General features: G+C 66.9%; 15 protein-coding genes. 12 read left to right on the plus strand and 3 right to left on the minus strand.

What is annotated here, in order from left to right; genetic code table 11:
- Positions 1-20: 20 nt before the first annotated feature.
- The 12 genes from ASC94_RS17755 (at position 21) to ASC94_RS31990 (ending at position 13,666) form a co-directional block, all read left to right on the plus strand.
- A complete protein-coding gene (locus ASC94_RS17755) occupies positions 21-1,424 on the plus strand; it encodes a glycoside hydrolase family 19 protein (RefSeq protein ID WP_056397586.1) in 1,404 nt (467 codons plus the stop codon).
- 219 nt (positions 1,425-1,643) lie between these two features.
- Complete coding sequence (locus ASC94_RS17760; protein ID WP_056397591.1) at positions 1,644-2,888, plus strand: efflux RND transporter periplasmic adaptor subunit; 1,245 nt, start codon at positions 1,644-1,646, stop codon at positions 2,886-2,888.
- A 12-nt stretch (positions 2,889-2,900) separates the two neighbouring features.
- Positions 2,901-3,566, plus strand: a complete 666-nt coding sequence (locus ASC94_RS17765; protein WP_056397593.1) for an ABC transporter ATP-binding protein — start codon at positions 2,901-2,903, stop codon at positions 3,564-3,566.
- A gap of 9 nt (positions 3,567-3,575) precedes the next feature.
- Complete coding sequence (locus ASC94_RS17770) at positions 3,576-4,814, plus strand: ABC transporter permease (protein WP_056397596.1); 1,239 nt, start codon at positions 3,576-3,578, stop codon at positions 4,812-4,814.
- Positions 4,814-6,028 carry an ABC transporter permease gene (locus ASC94_RS17775; protein ID WP_056397599.1) on the plus strand — a complete coding sequence of 405 codons (1,215 nt, stop codon included), beginning with the start codon at positions 4,814-4,816 and terminating at the stop codon, positions 6,026-6,028. Before ASC94_RS17770 ends, ASC94_RS17775 begins: the two co-directional genes overlap by 1 nt.
- A gap of 36 nt (positions 6,029-6,064) precedes the next feature.
- Positions 6,065-7,528, plus strand: coding sequence for a sigma-54 dependent transcriptional regulator (locus tag ASC94_RS17780; protein WP_056397604.1), 1,464 nt, complete (start codon positions 6,065-6,067; stop codon positions 7,526-7,528).
- A gap of 38 nt (positions 7,529-7,566) precedes the next feature.
- A complete protein-coding gene (locus tag ASC94_RS17785; protein ID WP_056397607.1) occupies positions 7,567-8,991 on the plus strand; it encodes a PAS domain-containing sensor histidine kinase in 1,425 nt (474 codons plus the stop codon).
- Positions 8,992-9,121: 130 nt separating this feature from the next.
- A complete protein-coding gene (locus tag ASC94_RS17790) occupies positions 9,122-9,931 on the plus strand; it encodes a hypothetical protein (protein WP_056397610.1) in 810 nt (269 codons plus the stop codon).
- A 68-nt stretch (positions 9,932-9,999) separates the two neighbouring features.
- Positions 10,000-11,412 carry an L-cystine transporter gene (locus tag ASC94_RS17795; RefSeq protein WP_056397613.1) on the plus strand — a complete coding sequence of 471 codons (1,413 nt, stop codon included), beginning with the start codon at positions 10,000-10,002 and terminating at the stop codon, positions 11,410-11,412.
- A 70-nt stretch (positions 11,413-11,482) separates the two neighbouring features.
- A complete protein-coding gene (locus tag ASC94_RS17800; protein WP_056397617.1) occupies positions 11,483-12,244 on the plus strand; it encodes a histidine phosphatase family protein in 762 nt (253 codons plus the stop codon).
- A 30-nt stretch (positions 12,245-12,274) separates the two neighbouring features.
- A complete protein-coding gene (locus ASC94_RS17805) occupies positions 12,275-13,207 on the plus strand; it encodes an NAD(P)H-hydrate dehydratase (RefSeq protein ID WP_056397627.1) in 933 nt (310 codons plus the stop codon).
- Between the two features lie 105 nt (positions 13,208-13,312).
- Entirely contained in the window at positions 13,313-13,666 is a 354-nt protein-coding gene (locus ASC94_RS31990) for a hypothetical protein (protein WP_082616613.1), read from the plus strand.
- Positions 13,667-13,736: 70 nt separating this feature from the next.
- Here ASC94_RS31990 and ASC94_RS17815 read toward each other — a convergent pair whose 3' ends face one another.
- The 3 genes from ASC94_RS17815 to ASC94_RS17825 form a co-directional block, all read right to left on the minus strand.
- Positions 13,737-15,149 carry an OmpP1/FadL family transporter gene (locus ASC94_RS17815; protein WP_056397634.1) on the minus strand — a complete coding sequence of 471 codons (1,413 nt, stop codon included), beginning with the start codon at positions 15,147-15,149 and terminating at the stop codon, positions 13,737-13,739.
- Between the two features lie 191 nt (positions 15,150-15,340).
- Complete coding sequence (locus ASC94_RS17820) at positions 15,341-18,553, minus strand: efflux RND transporter permease subunit (RefSeq protein ID WP_056397637.1); 3,213 nt, start codon at positions 18,551-18,553, stop codon at positions 15,341-15,343.
- Positions 18,554-18,556: 3 nt separating this feature from the next.
- Positions 18,557-19,735 carry an efflux RND transporter periplasmic adaptor subunit gene (locus ASC94_RS17825; protein WP_056397640.1) on the minus strand — a complete coding sequence of 393 codons (1,179 nt, stop codon included), beginning with the start codon at positions 19,733-19,735 and terminating at the stop codon, positions 18,557-18,559.
- Positions 19,736-19,820 lie beyond the last annotated feature (85 nt).

Genomic DNA, 19,820 nt, shown 5'->3' on the forward strand with positions numbered 1-19,820 from the left:
AACACCCGAACGGAGACCCCATGCCCCAGCCTCGCCTTCTCGCGCCGCTGCTCGCCGCCCTGCTCACGGCCTGCGGCGGCAGCGACAACCCGTCACCAGCCTCCGCCGCACCGCGCCTGCTGGCCGCCACCGCCGCATCCTGCCCCGCCTGGTCCACATCCCAGGTCTACACCGCCGGCATGTGCGCCATCCACCTCGGCAAACAATACCAAGCCAAATGGTGGACCCAAGGTAATTCCCCCAGCGCCACCGACACCTACGGCCCGTGGAAATACATCAGCGACGCCACCGACCCGCCGCCCAACCCCGACCCCGGCACGCAGCCCGGCGGCGTCCCGACCAGGGCCCAGGCCGAAGCGCGCGAGGCCGACCTGACCAACAGCGACTTCTTCCGCAAGGTGAAGGCCACCATCCGCACACTGGACAACCCCGCCGTGGAAGCCGTGACGCCCGGCGCGGCCGCCAACCCGGCCAACGTCAGGCGCGTCGAGCGCCTGCTGCCGTCCGCCAAATGGGACTTCTACTTCGGCATGCGCGAGCCGAGCTACACCTACCGCCGCTTCCTGCAAGCCGTCGCCAAGTTCCCCGCCGTATGCGACGACTACACCGACGGCCGCAACGCCGACAGCATCTGCCGCCACACCCTGGCCACCATGTTCGCCCACTTCGCCCAGGAGACCGGCGACCACAACGCCAGCGTCCCGCTGCCCCAATGGCGCCAGGGCCTCAAGTACCTGCGCGAGATCGGCTGCGACGACAACGGCAGCAGCTGCGGCTACAACACGGAATGCGCGGACCCCGTGTTCAACGCGGTCTGGACCTGCGGGAAAAACGCCGACGGCAGCTACAAGAAATACTTCGGCCGCGGCGCCAAGCAGCTCTCCTACAACTACAACTACGGCCCCTTCTCGCAAGTGATGTACGGCGGCGACCAGTCCGTGCTGCTGAAGGAGCCGGACCTGGTGGCGTCCACCTGGCTCAACCTGGCCTCGGCCACCTTCTTCTTCGTCTACCCGCAGCCGCCCAAGCCCTCCATGCTGCACGTGATCGACGGCACCTGGGTCCCGAATGCGGCCGACGCGGCCGCCGGCGCCGGCAACAACTTCGCCACCACCATCATGATCATCAACGCCGAATGCGGCACCGGCACCGAAAAGCCGGCCGCGCAGAACCGCATCGACTACTACCGGCAGTTCGCCGCGGACCTGGGCTGGAACACGGCGGGCGAACAGCTGTCCTGCGCCACCATGCAGCGCTTCGGCCCCTCCAGCTCGGCGGCCTACAGCATCTACTGGGAGAAGAACTGGAACAGCGGCGGCGACTACCAGTGCCAGCTGGTGAGCTACCAGACCCCGTACAGCGCCCTCATCGCCGGCAACTACGCCAGGTGCGTGGAAAAAAACTGGAGCGTGGTGCTGAAGTAGCCCTTGGCCAGGCGCTCAAACGCAGCCTGAAGCACACTGCCCGGATCCGGGCAGTGCTGCCCCGGGGCGGGCAACGCAGCGCCGGGCGCCGCCCTGTGCGGCGTGCCCGCCGCGCGCCCAAGCGCTTGATTCCACAGCGAAATCCGCTGCGCCGTCAACTTCGTGTCGGCTGGCACAGGCTTTGCAATAGCAACGGTATCTCTTGCAAAGCGCATCGCCATGGACACCGAACTCGATCCCCGTATCATCCGCCGCCGCCGGCGCCGCGCACTCGCTGCCGGCGCAGGCGCCCTCCTGCTGATGTGCGCCGCCGCGTGGGGCATCAACCGCGCGGCCGGCCCCAGCGTGCGCCTGAACGACCTGGCCGTGGCCGAGGTCCGGCGCGGCAGCATCGCCAATACCGTCAGCGCGTCGGGCGTGGTGGTGCCCGAACACGAGGAATTGGTGCCCAGCCCGATCCAGAGCCGCGTCGCCAAGGTCCACGCCAGGCTGGGGCAGCAGGTGGCCGCCGATGAACTGCTGCTGGAGCTGGACGACCGCAGCGTGCGCCTGGCCATCGATGCCATCGACGAGCAAATCGCGCAGCAGGACAACCGCATCCTCGGGCTGACGCTGGACATGCAGCAAAAGCACAAGCAGTACGCCAGCGCCATCGAACTGCTGGAGCTGGACCTGCAAAGCACGCGCGCCAAGCGCGAACGCTACGCGACCCTGCGCAAGGTGGGCGCGGTGTCCGGCGAGGACATGCTGACGGCGGAGCTCAACGTGCAGCGCACCGAAGTGCAGCTGCGCCAGCAGAAGGAACTGATCGAGGACACCCGCCGCAGCACCGCCAGCGGCGTCGAGGGCGCCCGGCTGCAGAAGTCCATCCTGCAAAAGCAGCTGGGCCAGCAGCAGGCGCTGCTGGCGCAAACCCGGGTGCGCGCCCCCTTCGCCGGCATGCTGACGTCGCTCGCCGCCGAAGAGGGCACCGCTGTCTCGGTCGGCCAGCTGGTGGCCAAGGTGTCCGACCTCACCCACTACCGCGTGGAAGCGACGCTGTCGGATTTCCACACACGCCTGCTCAGCCCCGGGCAGGCGGTGCGCGTGGAGCAAGGCAGCCAGGTGCTGGCGGGCCGCGTGCACACCATCCTGCCCGAAATCCAGAACGGCAGCGTCAAGCTGCTGGTGGCGCTGGCGCAGCCCAGCCACCCGCTGCTGCGCAACAAGCTGCGCGTGGACGTGAACATCGTCACCGAACAAAAGGCGAACGTGCTGGTGGCCGACAGCGGCCCGGCCTTCAACGGCAAGGGACGGCAGCAAGTGTTCGTGCTGCGCGGCGGCGTGGCGCGCCGCACAGCAATCGACATCGGCGCCAGCGACGGCAAGGTGGTGGAAATCGCAGGCGGCGCGCAGGCCGGCGAACGGGTCATCATCTCGGACACCAGCCGCTACCAGAAACACGACAGCATCCGCATCGAATAAAGGAGAAACCGCATGATCCAGCTTGAAAAAGTGAGCAAGACCTACCAGACCGACAAGGTGGAAACCCTGGCGCTGAAAGATATCGACCTGCACGTGAAGGAAGCCGAATTCGTTTGCATCATGGGCCCCAGCGGCTGCGGCAAGAGCACCCTGCTCAACCTCATTGGCCTGCTGGACCGGCCCGGCTCCGGCGCCATCCGCGTCGGCGGTGCACCCGTGAAGTCCTACCGCGACAAGGAAGTGGCCAGGCTGCGCAACCGCACCTTCGGCTTCATCTTCCAGAACTTCCACCTGATTAATGACCTGCGCGTGATCGACAATGTGGAACTGCCGCTGCTTTACCGCCGCAGCGTGACGGCGGCCGAACGCAAGCGCCTGGCGCGCGAGGCGCTGGAGAAGGTGGGCCTGGGCGCGCGCATGGAGCACTATCCGAACCAGCTGTCTGGCGGCCAGCAGCAGCGCGTGGCGATCGCGCGCGCCATTGCCGGCCGTCCGCAGATCCTGCTGGCCGACGAACCGACGGGTAACCTGGACAGCAAGATGGGCGCCGAGGTGATGGACATCCTGCTCAAGCTGAACGCCGAAGGCACCACGGTTGTCATGGTCACGCACGACGAAAACGAGGCGCGCCGCGCCAACCGCATCGTGCGCGTGTTCGACGGCCAGCTGGTCACGTAGGGAGACGCCATGCTACGCAATTACCTGCTGACCGCCTTCAAGGTCTTCATGCGCCGCAAGCTGTTCACGGCCATCAACCTGGCCTGCATCGTGCTCACCCTGGTGGTGCTGCTGGTGGTGACGGCGCTGCTGCAAAACGCCTTCCAGCCCACCGGCGTGGAAGGGCGCAGCGGACGCTATCTGCAAGTGCACCTGATCGAGGCCCGCGGCGCCGACCGCCACCAGCTCAGCCGCAGCCCGCTGGGTTTCAAGATGATCGAGCAGGCGCTCAAGCCAATCAAATCGGCGCAGCTGGTATCCGCCGTCACGGGGCCGGAAACGGTGTCGGTGTACCAGGGCGATCGCGTGAGCGAACTGCTGCTGCGCCGCACCGACGCCGAATACTGGGGCATCCTCGACTTCACTGTGCTGGCCGGGCGCGTGCTGAACGCGGACGACGTGGCGCAGGGCCGCATGGTGGCCGTCGTCAACGCCACCACCGCGCGCAAGCTGTTCGCCGGCGCTTCCGCGCTGGGCCAGCCGATCAGCACCGGAGGCCAGCTGTTCAAGGTCGTCGGCGTGGTGGAGGACGAACTGCACCTTAACGCCTTTTCCGACATCTGGGTGCCGCACACCACTTATGCCTCCTCCGAATACCGCAACCAGCAATTCGGCAATTTCACCGCGCTGCTGATGGCGCGCGACCAGGCCAGCCTGCCGCTGATCAAGGAAGAAGTGATGCGCGCGGCGCGCAACTTCCAGTTCGACGACCCCAAGGCCTGGGCCACGGCGCAATTCTGGGCCGACAACAAGCTGGAGCTGTTTTCGCGCATGCTCACCCGCAGCGAAGGCGAGGACTCCGGCGCCGCCACTGTGCTCGCGGCGCTGGCGGTGCTGATGCTGCTGTTCATGCTGCTGCCCGCGCTCAACCTGGTGAACCTGAACATGGGCCGCATCATGGAGCGCAGCGGCGAGATCGGCGTGCGCAAGGCTTTCGGCGCCACCAGCGCGCAGCTGGCCGGGCAGCTGCTACTGGAGAACGTGCTGCTGTGCCTGGCAGGCGGCGCATTGAGCCTGCTGTGCACCTGGGGTCTTCTGGCCTGGCTGGAGGCGTCCGCCCTCATCCCCTACCTGAAGGTGCACCTCAACTTCACCGTGTTCGGCTACGGCCTGATGGTGACTATCGTCTTCGGCCTGCTGTCCGGCGTGCTGCCGGCCTGGAAAATGTCGCGCCTCGATCCTGTCCATGCCCTGAAGGGAGCCGCCTGATGCTGCGCCATCTGCTTAAACTGATCTGGAAGCGCAAGTCGCGCAACCTGATGCTGACGCTGGAAATCCTGCTGGCCTTCGTGCTGGTGTTCGCCATTGCCGCTTTCGGCGCGCGCAGCTGGCAGCTGTACCGGATGCCGCTGGGCTACCAGCCCGGGGACGTGTGGTCGGTGACGATCAAGACCAGCAGGGATGCGCCGCCCATGAAAGGGGACGCGCAACTGCGCGACCACTTCCGGCGCACGCTGGCCGCCCTGCCGCAGGTGGAGGAAGTCGCCTTCAGCAATTTCTCGCCGTTCCAGCATGCCAGCATGAGCAGCACCTTCCGCCTGCAGCCGGATGCGCGCGCCGTTCGCGTCGGCATGATGGAAACCAGCGACAGCTTCTTCCGCGCGCTCGGCATGCAGGCGCTGGCCGGCACATGGTATTCGGCGGCGGACGACGGCCTGGCCGACACGCCGGTGGTCATCAACCGCTTGTTCGCCGAACAGCTGGTTCCCGGACCGGATGCCGCCCGGCGCGCCGTCGGCAAGGTGTACCTGAGCAGCGAATATGCCGGCACGCCCAGCCGCTACGTGGTGCGCGCCGTGGTGGAGGACTTCCGCCAGCACGGCGAGTTCTCCACGCCGCGCCCCTACATGCTGATGCGCTTCGGCCCCGACGCCACCATGCACGGCGCGCAGACCATCCTGCTGCGCATGAAACCGGGCACGCCGCGCGGTTTCGAGGCGGTGCTGCAGGCGCAGTTGAAAGGCCTGCGCCCCGGCTGGGAATTCGCCATCTCCCCGCTCGACGACCTGCGCAGCGCCATGCACAAGGTGGACATGGCGCCGCTGCTGGTGCTGTCCGTGGTGGCGGCCTTCCTGCTGCTGATGGTGGCCTTCGGCCTGTTCGGCGTGCTGTGGCAGAACACCACCCGGCGCATTCCGGAGATCGGGCTGCGGCGCGCCGTCGGCGCCAGCGCCGGCGACATCTACCGCCAGATCATCGCCGAGCAGTTCATGCTCAGCAGCGCGGCCATGCTGGGCGGCCTGGCGTTGCTGGTGCAGCTGCCGCTGACCGGAGCGCTGGGCGCCAGCCTGAACTGGCCAGTGTTTTTCGCGGCGGCCGGGCTGGCGATGCTCGTTATCTATCTGCTATCCTTGCTCTGCTCCGTGTATCCGGGCTGGCGGGCCAGCCGCCTCAGCCCGACCGCCGCGCTGCATTACGAGTAGATCAACCCGCAACCGACAAGCAGCTCAATGGCCTCAATGGAATCATCCCGCAAGCCCCGCATCCTCATCGTCGACGACGACAACGCCGTCCTGGTATCGCTGGCCTTGCTGCTCAAGCAGTCCGGCTTCGACCCGCACAGCTGCGACGACCCGCGCCGCGCGCTGGCGCTGCTGGCTGCGGAACCATACGACCTGGTACTGCAGGACATGAACTTCTCGCTGCAAACCAGCGGTGAAGAAGGACTGGACCTGCTGGGCCGCATCCGCCGGCAGCATGCCGCCGTGCCGGTGCTGCTGATGACGGCCTGGGGCTCCATCGCGCTGGCGGTAAAGGGCATGCAGGCCGGCGCGGCCAACTTCTTCACCAAGCCCTGGGATAACGCGCAACTGGTGGAGCTGATCCGCGCCACGCTAGACAGCTGCGGCGGCGATGGCGGCGATGGCGGCAGCGGCGATGCGGCGCAGCCCGCAGCGCCCACGCGCGCCGCGCTCGACCGCCGCTTCGACTTCAGCGGCATCGTCGGCGAACACCCTGCCCTGCTCAAGCTGCTGGCTACCGTGGGCCAGGTGGCCGCCACGCGTGCGCCGGTGCTGATCCTGGGCGAAAGCGGCAGCGGCAAGGAGCTGATCGCCGACGCCATCCACCGCAACAGTCCGCGCGCCGCGCGCGCCGCCGTGAAGATCAACATGGGCGCCATCACGCCGTCGCTGTTTGAAAGCGAAATGTTCGGCCACGTGCGCGGCGCCTTCACCGACGCCAAGGCCGACCGCAAGGGCCACGTGGCGGAGGCGCACGGCAGCACGCTGTTCATGGACGAAATCGGCGAGCTCAACCGGACCGACCAGGTCAAGCTGCTGCGCGTGCTGCAGGACCAGCGCTACCTGCCGGTGGGCGCCAGCCGCAGCGAGCAGGCCGACATCCGCGTGGTCTCGGCCACCAACCGCGAGCTGGCCGGGCAGGTCGCCGCCGGCGAGTTCCGCGAGGACCTGTACTACCGCCTCAACCTGATCACCCTGCGCCTGCCGCCGCTGCGCGAGCGCCGCAGCGACATTCCGCTGCTGGCGCGCCATATTGCAGCCGAAGTGGCAGCCAGCTATGGCCTGGCCGACATCGGCCTGGCGCAGTCGGCACTCGATTGGCTGGGCGCCCAGCCCTGGCCGGGCAATATCCGCCAGCTCAAGCAGACGCTGGAGCGCACCATCCTGCTATCGGGCAAGCGGCAGCTGGCGCAGGCCGATTTCCTCGACGCCGAGCAGCGCGACGCGTCCACGGGGCACGGCACGCGCCTGGGCGTGGACGGCATGACGCTGGAGCAGGTCGAGCGCCACATGATAGAAAAGGCCATGCAGCAGCACCAGGGCAATATCTCCCGCGTGTCCAAGGCGCTGGGGCTGAGCCGCAACGCCCTGTACCGCCGCCTGGAGCGGCACGGCATGGGCGGCGGCTCCGGCGAAGCCGCCGAATCCGCCGCCCCCCTCCAAGGCCGGGGCAGCACATGAGGGAAAGCACATGAGGGTAAGCACATGAGGGAGCCTGCATGCTAGGCCTGCGGCGGCGCCTGCAACTGTACCTGGCGGCGCTGCATGTGCTGCTGCTGGCGGCCGTGCTGCTGCACTACCGCACGCAGCCGCTGCTGTTCATCGGCCTGGAAGCGACGCTGCTGGCCAGCTGGGTGCTGGGCCTGCGCCTGGTCCGCCAGGCGCTTGAGCCGCTGGACTACACCCAGCGCTTCCAGGGCCTGCTGCAGGACCAGGACTATGCGGCGCGCCTGCGCACCCGTGGCAAGCGGGCTGGACCGGACGACGATAGCGAACTGGGCCAGCTGGTCAGCCAGTACAACGGCATGCTGGACGCGCTCTGCCAGGAGCGCCTGCGCCTGGGCGAACAGCAAGGCTTCCTCGACCGCCTGCTGGAGGCGACGCCCAGCGCCGTAGTGGTGTTCGATTTCGACGGCCGCATCAGCCTGCTCAACGCCAGCGCCGGCGCCCTGCTCGGGCTGGACGCGCCGCTCGGCAAGCCCTTGCGCGCGTGGCTGGACGGCAGCGCGTCCGCTGCGCCGCCCGAGGCGCCAGCGTCGGCGGCCGGCGCACAGGCGCGCGCCCGTCGCATCAGCCTGCTCGAACAGCTGGACGCGCTGCCGCTTGGCGAAAGCCGCCTGCTGAGCGACCCGGACGGCCGCCGCTACCGCGGCCAGCGCGGGCACTTCTACGACCGCGGCTTCGCCCGCCATTTCCTGCTGATCGACGAGCTGACCGCCGAGCTGGCCGACTCGGAGCACGCCACCTACGACAAGATGATACGGGTACTGGGCCACGAGGTGAACAACACCGTGGCCGCCACCGGCTCGGTGCTGGAATCCCTGCTGTACTACCGCAGCCAGCTGGCCGAGCGCGACGCCGACGATTTCAGCACCGCCATCGTGGCGGTCAGGCGCCGCAACGTGCGGCTGGGGGAATTCATCGAACGCTTCACCCGCGTGGTAAAAATGCCGGCGCCCGAACTGCGTCCCGCCGCCATCGGCGCCATCCTGGACGACATCGTGGGCCTGTACCGCGAGCCCTGCCGCAGCCGGGGCATCACCCTGGCCTGGACGCGGCGCGACGACGTGCCCGCGCTGCCCATGGACAGCCAGCTGATGGAGCAGGCGCTGCTCAACCTGGTGAAGAATGCCATGGAGGCAGTGGAAGCGGCCATGCAGGAACGCGGCGAGGCCAGCGGCCACGTGCACCTGTCGCTGACCGCCGGGCAAGGCATCCTGTTGCGCATTATTGATTCGGGCGACCGCCTGGGCGGCGTGCCCGCCAGCCAGCTGTTCACCCCCTTCTTCACCACCAAGAAGGGCGGCCAGGGCATCGGCCTGCTGTTCGCGCGCGAAGTGCTGAACCGGCACGGCTACGCGCACAAGCTGGCCGCCACCGGCAGCGGCGAAACCAGCTTCGACATCTGGCTCGCACCCGCCTGAACCTTAACCGCCCCGCCCTGCCCCGTACTTCCGTTTGGCAAACTTTTTTTGCGTAAGTGACAATGCGCGCATTTTGCACGCCCCTGTTTATCCTATCCTATTGGCAATTCTGTTAAATCGCATACACCGCATGCCAAACTCCGTCGACCAGGCCGCCGCCGGCCTGCCAGCACGCTACCGCGTCATCGCGCGCGGCCCCAAGCCCGGGCAAGATACCGCGCACGTGGCGGCGCGCCTGGCCGCGCTGTTCCAGCGCAGCGTGCAGCAGATGCACACGCTGCTGGCGGCGCCGTTTGCCATCGTGAAAAAAGACATCGACCTGGCCAGCGCCCAGCAATTCGCCCAGGCACTGGAAAATTGCGGCTGCGCCTGCCACATCGAGGCCGAGGCGCCGGACTTCAGCACCCTGCCGCTCAAGCGTTTCGCCAGCCCCGGCATCGGCATCGTGCTGAACGCGCCGCAGGGCTGGCGCGACAACGTGGACGGCCACGTCTATCAGCTGTTCGACATCTCCGGCGGCAGCCAGCTGGCAGCCGTTGGCGTGGCCAACACCAGCCTCACCGTGCATGACTGGAACGAACTGCGCCTGCGCAAGGTGGCGGAGGAAATGCCCTGGCTCAATCAGGTGAAGCGCCCCTACCGCCTGGAGGGCGAGAACTGGGGCATGCGGGTGCAGGGTGTAGCCACCGAATACCAGGGCACCTTCCCGGGGCTGGACGGCAGCGGTGCGCACCTGAGCCATTACCTCGTGCTCAGCCTGTGGACGCGGCAGGCGCTGGCCTGCCTCACCATCCATGCGCCGGCCGCCGTCTTCAAGGACAACGAAGCGCTGTACCGCTGGCTGCTGCAGACCCAGCTCAGCGTGCAGGAACATCCGCCCGGCCCGGTGCGCGACGAGGCCATGGCGCGCTGGCTGAAGTACAACAAGGTGGCGGTCTGACGGCTGAGCTGGATTTACCTTAAAATGCACCGGCAACAGTTCATTCACAACAAGTCCGGGGCGGGCCAATGGCAATCAACATAGTTATCAACCTGGCGGTGGCGCTGGCGCTGCTGGCCTTCATGTACCGGCAGCAAAGCAGCCACGCCAGCTTTACCGTGCGCGTGTTCACCGGCCTCGGCCTGGGCGTGCTGCTGGGTGCAGGCCTGCAAGCCGTGTACGGCGCCGCCAGCCTGGACCTCAAGACCACCGGCGACTACCTGGACATTGTCGGCACCGGCTACGTGAAGCTGCTGCAGATGATCATCATGCCGCTGATCATGGTCTCCATCATCGCCGCCATCCTCAAGCTCAAGAACGCCACATCGCTGGGCAAGATCAGCGCGCTCACCATCGGCACCCTGATCGCCACCACCATCGTGGCGGCCGGCATCGGCATCCTGATGGCGCGGCTGTTCGAGCTGAGCGCCGTGGGCCTGACCGCCAACGCGGCCGAGGCCGCGCGCGGCGCCTACCTGCAAGGCAAACTGGGCGACGCGCAGGCGATTTCGCTGCCGGGCATGCTCATCAGTTTCATCCCCGCCAATCCCTTCCTCGACCTGACCGGCGCGCGCAAGACCTCCACCATCGCGGTGGTGATCTTCTCCATCTTCATCGGCATCTCCGCCATCGGCATCCACGACAAGAAGCCCGAGCTGTTCGCCTCCTTCGACCACTTCATCAAGGTGGCGCACGCCATCGTGATGCGCATGGTGACCCTGGTGCTGCGGCTCACCCCCTACGGCGTGTTCGCGCTGATGGCCGGCCTGGTGGCCAGCTCCAGCTATGCCGACATCCTCAAGCTGATCCATTTCGTGCTGGCCTCGTACAGCGCGCTGATCCTGATGTTCTGCGTGCACCTGGCGCTGGTGTCGGCGGCCGGCCTGAACCCGCTGCGCTACGTGCAGAAAATATTCCCGGTGCTGGCTTTCGCCTTCACCTCGCGCACCAGCGCCGGCTCCATCCCGATGAGCGTGCAGACCCAGACGCGCCGCCTCGGCACCCCGGAAGGCATCGCCAACTTCGCCGCTTCCTTTGGCGCCACCATCGGCCAGAACGGCTGCGCCGGCATCTACCCGGCCATGCTGGCGGTCATGATCGCGCCCACCGTGGGCATGGATCCTTTCACGGCCGGCTTCATCGTGCCGCTGCTGGCCATCATCGCGATCGGCTCGGTGGGCGTGGCCGGCGTGGGCGGCGGCGCCACCTTCGCCGCGCTGATCGTGCTCTCGTCCATGAACCTGCCGGTGGCGCTGGCCGGCCTGCTCATTTCCATCGAGCCGCTGATCGACATGGGCCGCACCGCGCTCAACGTGAGCGGCTCGATTGCGGCCGGCACCGTCGCCAGCCGCGTGCTGGGCCAGACCGATATGGCGGTGTTCCATGCCGACGCCGAACTGGGCGAGGACACGGAAACGGAAGAGAAAAGTAAAGCAGCCTAAGCATCCTCGCGACACACTTTTGTAAATTCGACTAGCATGGCCGGACTTCTTCTCGGACGGAGCAGACGGCATGGAACAGAAGTGGCCTCAGCAACTGTGGCTCGTGCGGCATGGCCAGAGCGCGGGCAACGTGGCACGCGAAGCGGCGGAGGCCGCGTCGCAGTTTTTGATCGACATCGCCCACCGGGATGTCGACGTTCCCCTGTCCGAACTGGGTGAACGCCAGGCGCGCGCATTGGCGGCCTGGTTCGGCGGCCTGCCCGCCGCGCAGCAGCCCGACGTGGTGCTGCATTCCCCTTATGTGCGCGCAGCCGGCACAGCGGCCGCCGTGGTCGAATTGCTGGGCCGCGAACGGCTGACGGTGATTGCCGACGAGCGCCTGCGCGAGAAGGAGTTCGGCATCCTGGACCGGCTCACGCCGCTCGGCATTGCCGACAAGTTTCCCGAGCTGGCCGAGCAGCGCAAGCACGTGGGCAAGTTTTATTTCCGCCCGCCCGGCGGCGAGAGCTGGTGCGACGTCATCCTGCGCCTGCGCAGCGTGCTCGACACCATCACCCGCGAGTACCGGGGCGACCGCGTGCTCATCGTTGGCCACCAGGTCATCGTCAATTGCTTCCGCTATCTGCTGGAGCGCATGGACGAGGGCGAAATCCTGGCCATCGACCGCGAGGCGGACGTGCCCAACTGCGGCGTCACCTCCTATGTGTTCGACGCGGCGGCAGGCAAGCACGGCAAGCTGGTGCTGCAAGCGGCCAATTTCGTCGCACCGCTGGAGGACAGCGGCACGCCCGTCACCGCCAAGCCGGACTTGCCGGCCGCGCCCAAATCCTGACCGCCGCACAGGCATACGCAGAGAGCAGCCATGCCCAGCAATAAGACATCCGCCATCGAGATCAGCATGCGCACGCTGCGCGAGTGGCCGCTGCCGCTGCCCAACTTCGACAGCGACAAGGAAGTGCGCGGCCACGTGCTGGTGGTGGGCGGCTCGCGTGAAATGCCGGGCGCGGCCCTGCTGGCAGCCACGGCGGCGCTGCGCGCAGGCGCCGGCAAGCTGACCCTGGCCACGGCCGCCAGCACCGCGCCGCACGTGGCCGCCGCGCTGCCGGAAGCACGCGTGATCGCGCTGGCGGAGACGGCCGGCGGCGGCTTTTCCATCGACGCCGCGCGCAAGCTGGGCGAACTGGCGTCCAAGGTGGATGCGCTGCTGGTCGGGCCCGGCATGCAGGACGAGGCCGCCAGCGCCGAGCTGGTGCGCGCCCTGCTGCCGCGCTTTGCCGGCTGCAAGATCATCCTGGACGCGGGCGCGATGGAACTGCTGCGCCCGCCGGCCGAGCCCCACCTGCTGGCCGACCCCGTGGACAGCGAACACTTCCGTTTCGAGGAAGCGGTGCTGCTCACGCCGCATGCCGGCGAGCTGGCCCACCTGAGCGGGCAACCGCGCCCGGCGGTGCTGGCCGACCCGCACGGCATGGCGCAGCGCTATGCGACGCGCTGGAATGCGGTGGTGGCGCTGAAAGGGGCGATGACCGTGATTGCCGCGCCGGACGGCGAGCTGTGGGAACACCAGGGCGGCAATATCGGCCTGGCCATCTCCGGCTCGGGCGACGCGCTGGCCGGCATTATTGCCGGGCTGGCGGCGCGCGGCTGCGCGCTGGAACAGGCCGCCGCCTGGGGCGTGGCGCTGCACGCGGCAGCCGGCGACCAGCTGGCGCTGCGCTACGGCATCCTGGGCTACCTGGCGCGGGAAATCTCGGCCGAAGTGCCGGCGCTGCTGCGCACGCTGGCGCCGGCTTGAGCGGGCAAAGATAGGCGGAACCTTCGGCCCGCAAGCGAATCCAATCACAAGGACTTACTCTGGCGAATCCACCGTTATAACCTGATCACCGTGAAAGGAAACACCATGAAAGCACTGAGCACCACCTTGCTGTTGAGCGCCGTCCTCGCCACCGCCACCCTGGCAGGCTGCAAGGACCGCGCCACCGACACCAGCACCGGCACGAGCGGCAACACGACCACCCCGGCCACGACCACGCCGCCGGCCGCGACACCTACGCCGAGCACCACGCCCGACACCACCCCGACCCCGGCCCCCACCCCGCCAGCCGACCAGGGCACCACGCCTTCGGCCACGCCGCCCTCCAGCGGCACGTCGGGCACATCGGGGACTACCGGCAGCGGCACTAGCGGTACTAGCGGTACTAGCGGTACCAGCGGCAGCAACACCAGCAAAGATACGCCGCCGCCGAAATACTAATCAATAAAAAAAAAGCAGGCTGCCCTTGCGGGACAGCCTGCCTCTTCGCGTTCAAGCCGCCTGGCGGCGCTTAGAACTGGTAGTTGTACGCCACGCCCAGCAGTTGCAGATGGGTCTGGTATGTACCGCGCGTGGTTTCGCCGTTACCGGTGCAGCCCAGGGTCAGCGGCGAGCAATTGTTGCGGTAGTTGGCGTTCGCATCCTTGAAGTCCAGGTAGCTGTACGCCAGGTCGATCGACGAACGCGGCGACAGCTTGTAGTTGGCGCCGAAGGAGAACTGGTTGCGGTCGCTGTCCGGCAGCGCTGGATGGCGCAGCTCGTCGCTGTTGACCGGCGTCTGGTCATGCGCGATACCGCCGCGCAGGGTCAGCTTGTCGTCGAACTTGTAGTTCGCCCCCAGCGAGACGCGCACGCTGTTCTTCCACTGCTGGCGGATCACCTCGTCACCTTCGTCCGTGCCGGGGAATTCGATGTGCAGGTCGCCCAGGCGCGAATGGCGGGTCCAGGTCACGTCGCCCATGGCGGCCCAGCGGTCGTTGATCTGGTGGAAGCCGTTCACCGACAGCGATTCGGGCGTGCGCAGCGCCACCAGGGCAGCCGAGTTCACCTTGCGCGAGCTGGCCGCCAGCACCTTGTTCACCACCTGGTCGCCGGTCACCTTGGAGAAGTCCCACACGGTCGAGCCTTTCAGCTTGTGCGAGATGGACGAGCGGTAAGCGATGCCGAAGCGGGTGTCCTTGTTCAGCTGGAACATATAGCCCAGGTTGAAACCGAAGCCCCAGTCCTTGCCGTCGTTCTCGCCGCGGCCGTCCTTCACGGTGGCCAGCGCGGCAGGGTTGCCGCCCAGCGCCACGATCTGCTTGATCAGCGCGGCGCTGTTCGGCGTGCCCGCCAGCGCGGCCACGGTGCCCGGCACGTCCACTGCCTGGCCCAGCTCGGCCTTCATGAACTCGGCGGTCACGCCGAAGCCGAAGGAGTGCTGCTCGTTCAGCTTGAACGAGGCGGACGGGTTCAGCGCGATCGATTCCAGCTTGATGTTGGTCAGCGCGAAGCGGCCGTTCCAGTTGTCGCCGTAGTTCAGCTTGGTGCCATAAGGCACGAACAAGCCCACGCCGGCGGTCCACTGGCTATTGATCTGCCTGGTGTAGTACAGCGACGGCGCCACCACCAGGTCCGGGGCGTAGTCTTCGGTGGCGGTGCCGCCGGTCGGGGTGCCGGTGAAGCGCCTGGAACCGGTGTCCTTGTAAGTCGAGTGCGGCACCACGGCGGTGGCGCCGGCGCTGAAGTTCTGGTCCTGCAGGCGGCTCATGCCGGCCGGGTTGTAGAACAGCACGCTGGCGTCGTCCGCCTCGGCGGCGTTGGCGTCCGCCGTGCCTTGCGCGGCCACGCTCTGCGAGCCGAAACGGTAGCCGGAAGCCAGGGCGGAAGTGGACATGGCGGCCAGGGCGGCGGCCACGATCAGGGGCAGGTGTTTAGTTTTCAATGTGGGTCTCGCTGAGTATTATGCTTCATTGCCATTTTCATATTCCCTGCAGCGGGGGACCGGTGCGGGAGGGGCGGTAGCATACTACATTTATGAAGGAATTACCTTGAGTTATCCTTCTAATAAAAAAAGGACCCCGAAGGGTCCTTTCAGCGTCACCGTGCGTTCCGGCCGGGATCTGGCGTCAGGCGTCAGGCGGCCGGCTTCAGGCTGCCGGCGCCGCGGCCCATCAGCTTGAGCACCACCCACTTCAGCATGCGGTACACCAGGCGCACGAACACCAGCGCCAGCAGCGCTTCCACGAAGGTCAGCAGGAAGGCCAGCGCCGAACCCCAGCGCGCGTCGCGGCGGTGGAATTTGGCCACCATGCGGTCGCGGGCGATCTCGATGCTGTCGTAGAAGGTCGGCACCACCAGCAGGGTCAGGAAGGTGGAGGTGATGGTGCCGCCGATGATGGCGATCGCCATCGGACGGTAGAATTCGCCGCCCTCGCCCATGCCGATGGCCACCGGCATCATGCCGGCGATCAGCGCAAAGGTCGTCATCAGGATGGGACGCAAGCGCATGCGGCCGGCGTACATCAGCGCATCCTCGCGGCCGTAGCCTTCTTCCTCGCGCTTGCGCGCCGCGTCCAGCAGCAGGATGGCGTTCTTGGCCACCAGGCCCATCAGCATGATGACGCCGATAAAGCTCATCAGGTTCAGGGTGCCGCCGGTCAGCAGCAGGCCCACCACCACGCCGATCAGCGACAGCGGCAAGGACAGCATCACCGCGCCCGGAGCCGTGAAGGAACCGAACTGCATCACCAGCACCAGGTACATCAGGCCGATGCCGGCCGCCAGCGAAATGCCCATCTGGGTGAACACTTCCTTCTGGTCCTTGCCGGAGCCGCCCACGTCCAGGCCGAAGCCGGGCGGGTAGTCCAGCGACTTGGCCAGTTTCATGGCGTCCGAGATCACTTCACCGTGCGAGCGGCCTTCCACGTTGGCCGACACGGAAATGGAGCGCTTGCCGTCCTTGTGGCGGATGGTGGACGGGCCCTTGCCCATGGTGATGCGGGCGATCTGGTCCAGCGGCACCATCATATTGGTGTTGGACACGCCGATCGGCAGGCGTTCAATATTGTCCAGGCTGACACGGTCTTCGGGGTGCAGGCGCACCGCCACGTCGCGCGTTTCGCCGGTCGGGTCGACCCAGTCGCCCACCTCGATGCCGGCAAACGCCACGCGCAGCGCCTGCGCCGCGTCGCCGGCCGAAATGCCCATCGAGTTGGCCAGCGAACGGTTCAGTTCAATCTGCAGCTCGTCCTTCGGATCCTGCTCGGACAGGCCCACGTCCACCGCGCCCGGCACCTGGCGCAGCTTCTCCATGAAGGTGTTGGTGATTTCCATCAGCTTGCGCGAGTCCGGGCCGACGAAGTCGATCTGCACCGGCTTGCGGGCATTGTTGGACAGGTCGTCCAGCACCACGAACTCGCCGCCGACCAGGCCGGCCAGCTTCTGGCGCAGCTCCACACCGATGGCGGTGGCGTCGCGGTTGCGCTTGGAACGCTTGCCGATGTCGACCCAGATCCGGCCGCCCGACAGGTTCACATAGGTGCTGGTGGCCTTCACTTCCGGAATGGTGTGGGCGATTTGCGCCGCCTTGGACATCTTCATCTTGGTGTATTCCAGGCTCGACGAGGACGGCGTGCGCACCTCGATGGCCAGGCTGCCGAAGTCCGATTTCGGCAGGAAGCTGGTGCCGCCCCACTTGGCCTGCAGGAACAGCGCGCCGACGAAGGTGGCGAAGGCGATCACCGCCATCCAGCGGCGATGGTGCAGCGCCCAGGCGATGACTTTGCCGTAGCGGTCGGCCTGGTGGTCGAACCAGTGGTTGAACTTGTCCAGCACCTTGCCAATGCCCTTCTTCTGGGCCGTATGGTGGTCGGGAGGGTCGCCCCAGTAGGCCGACAGCATCGGGTCCAGCGTGAAGGAGATGAACAGCGACACCGCCACCGAGCAGGTCACGGTCAGCGCGAACGGACGGAACCACTCGCCCGGCATGCCCGGCATGAAGGCCACCGGAATGAACACCGCCATGATGGAGAAGGTGGTGGCGGCAACCGCCAGGCCGATCTCGGCCGTGCCGTCCAGCGCGGCCTTGCGGCGGTCCGACCCCATCTGCATGTGGCGCACGATGTTTTCCCGCACCACGATGGCGTCGTCGATCAGCACGCCGATCGCCAGCGACAGGCCGAGCAGGGTCATGAAGTTCAGCGTGAAGCCGCACAGCCACACGGCGATGAAGGCAGCCACCACCGAAGTCGGCAGAGACAGCGCGGTGATCAGGGTGGAGCGCCAGGAGTTCAGGAAGGCGTACACCACGAAAATGGTCAGCACGGCGCCGAACACCAGCGCTTCGATCACGTTGTTGAGGGAATCCTGCGCGTCCTCGCCGCCGTCCTGGGTGATTTCCAGGGAAGCGGTGTCGCCCAGTTCCTTGTTGATTTCAGCCACCATGGCGCGGGTTTCCTTGGCCACGCTGACGGTGGACGCTTCCCGCGACCGGATGATGGACAGGCCCACGTTGGCCTTGCCGGAGCGCAGGCTGACGTTGTTGATTTCGGCAAAGCCGTCTTCAATGGTGGCCAGCTGGCCCAGGCGGATCAGCTCGTCGCCGCGGCGCTTGACCACCACGTCCTGGAACTCTTCCGGGCGCTCGATGCGGCCGACCAGGCGGATCGCCTTCTCGTCCAGCGCACCGCGCACCTTGCCCACCGGGGCGTTGGTGTTCTGCATGCGCAGCGCGTTGGCCACCTCGGCCACCGACACATTGTATTCACGCAGCTTCTCGGCGCGCAGCAGCACCGACAGCTCGCGCCGCAGCGCGCCGTTCACGTTGACCACGGCCACGCCGTCCAGCGCGCGGAAGCGGTCGGCCAGCTTGTCTTCGGCCAGGCGCGAAATCGCCGCGTGCGACATGCCCTTCGACGACAGCGAGATCTGCATCACCGGCTGGGCCGAGTCGTCCACCCGCTGTATCATGGGTTCGCGCATCTCGGTGGGCAGCTTGTAGCGCACCGAGGCGATCGAGTTGCGCACCTCGTCCGAGGCTTCGATCAGGTTCTTGTCGAAGGCAAAGCGCAGTTCGATGGTGGCGCTGCCCTCGCGCGAGGTGCTGAAGGCGTCGGTCACGCCGGAAATGCTCTGCAGCGATTTTTCCAGGCGGTTGACGATCTCGCGCTCCACGGTTTCCGGCGACGCGCCTGGATACGGGATGTTGACGATCAGGACAGGAATGTCGACGTCCGGGTTCTGGTTGACGCGCAGCTTGGACAGCGCCAGCAGCCCCATGGCCATCATCGCCACGATCAGCACGATCATGGCCACGGGGCGCTTGATACTGAAATCGGATAAGAACATGGCTTAGTTTCCTTTGTTTACTGCCGCAGGCGCGTTGCCGCCGGCCGAGGCCACGGCCTTGGACTGCTGCATTTCAACCTTCTGGCCGTCGCGGAAGGCCGAGGACGGCGCGCGCAGCACCATGTCGCCCGAGACCAGGCCGTTCTGCACCTGCCAGCTGCCGCTGCGCGCGTCGCGCGCGCCGATCGCCAGGCGGGCTTTCACCAGGGCCTTGTCCTTGATCTTCCAGGCAAAGGCGTCGTCGCCCTGCTTGACCAGCGCCGACTCCGGTATCATCAGCGCGGCCGTGGTGGCGGCCTCGATGCGGCCTTCGGCAAACAGGCCGGCCACGCCGGGGCGGTGCTTGTCGGCGAACTCCACCAGCACTTCCACCTGGCGGGTGACCGAATTGGCAGCCGGGTCGACCCGCTTGACCTTGCCGTTGAAACTCTGGCCCGGGTAGCCGTTGATGGCGAACACCACGTTCTGGCCGGTCTTCACCACGCCCACCTTGTCGGCCGAGACGCGGCCCTCAAAGCGCATGGAAGACGGGTCCACCACTTTCACCAGCTCCTTGCCGATCTGGGCGGTATCGCCGGCCGACACCTTGCGTTCGGAAACAATGCCGTCGAACGGCGCGCGCACCAGGGTGCGCGAGAGCTGCTGGTTGGCCGCCACCAGGCGCGCGCGCGCGGCGGACAGGTCGCTCAGGGCATTGTTGCGGCGCACTTCGGCGTCTTCCAGCACCTGCGAGGACACCATGCCGGACGATTTCAGCGTTTTCTGGCGCACCAGCACGCGCTCGGCCTGTTCCAGCGACTGGGTGGAGGCGCGCACGGCCTCGTTGGCCGAGTTCATGGCGTCGCGCAGCGAGGTGTCGTCCAGGCGCACCAGCAGGTCGCCCTTCTTCACCGGCTCGCCGTTTTCCTTCAGCACCTGCATCACCACCGCGCCCACTTCGGCGCGCATGTCGGCCTTGCGCTCGGGCTCGATGGAACCGGTGATGACCGGCCCCGACGCCAGGGCGTTGGTTTCCACGGTGACCAGATCCTCTGGGGCGATCTGCAGCGTAGCGAGTTTTTTGTCGTCCGCCTTGGCCGTGGCTGACGCGCTGGCCTTGCCGGCCTCCGGCGCTTTGTCGGACTTGCCGCAAGCGACCAGCGCCGAGGCGACGGCAAAAGCTATGAGGGTTTTACGCAACATATAAATCTCCAGAGGATAGAACTACTTTGCTGTTATTAGATGCAGTTTCTGCAAGCCGCAGAGTATCCGTTCGGCCGGGGGCAGT

Origin of the sequence: Massilia sp. Root418, assembly GCF_001425265.1 — a bacterium.
Lineage (GTDB): Bacteria > Pseudomonadota > Gammaproteobacteria > Burkholderiales > Burkholderiaceae_D > Rugamonas.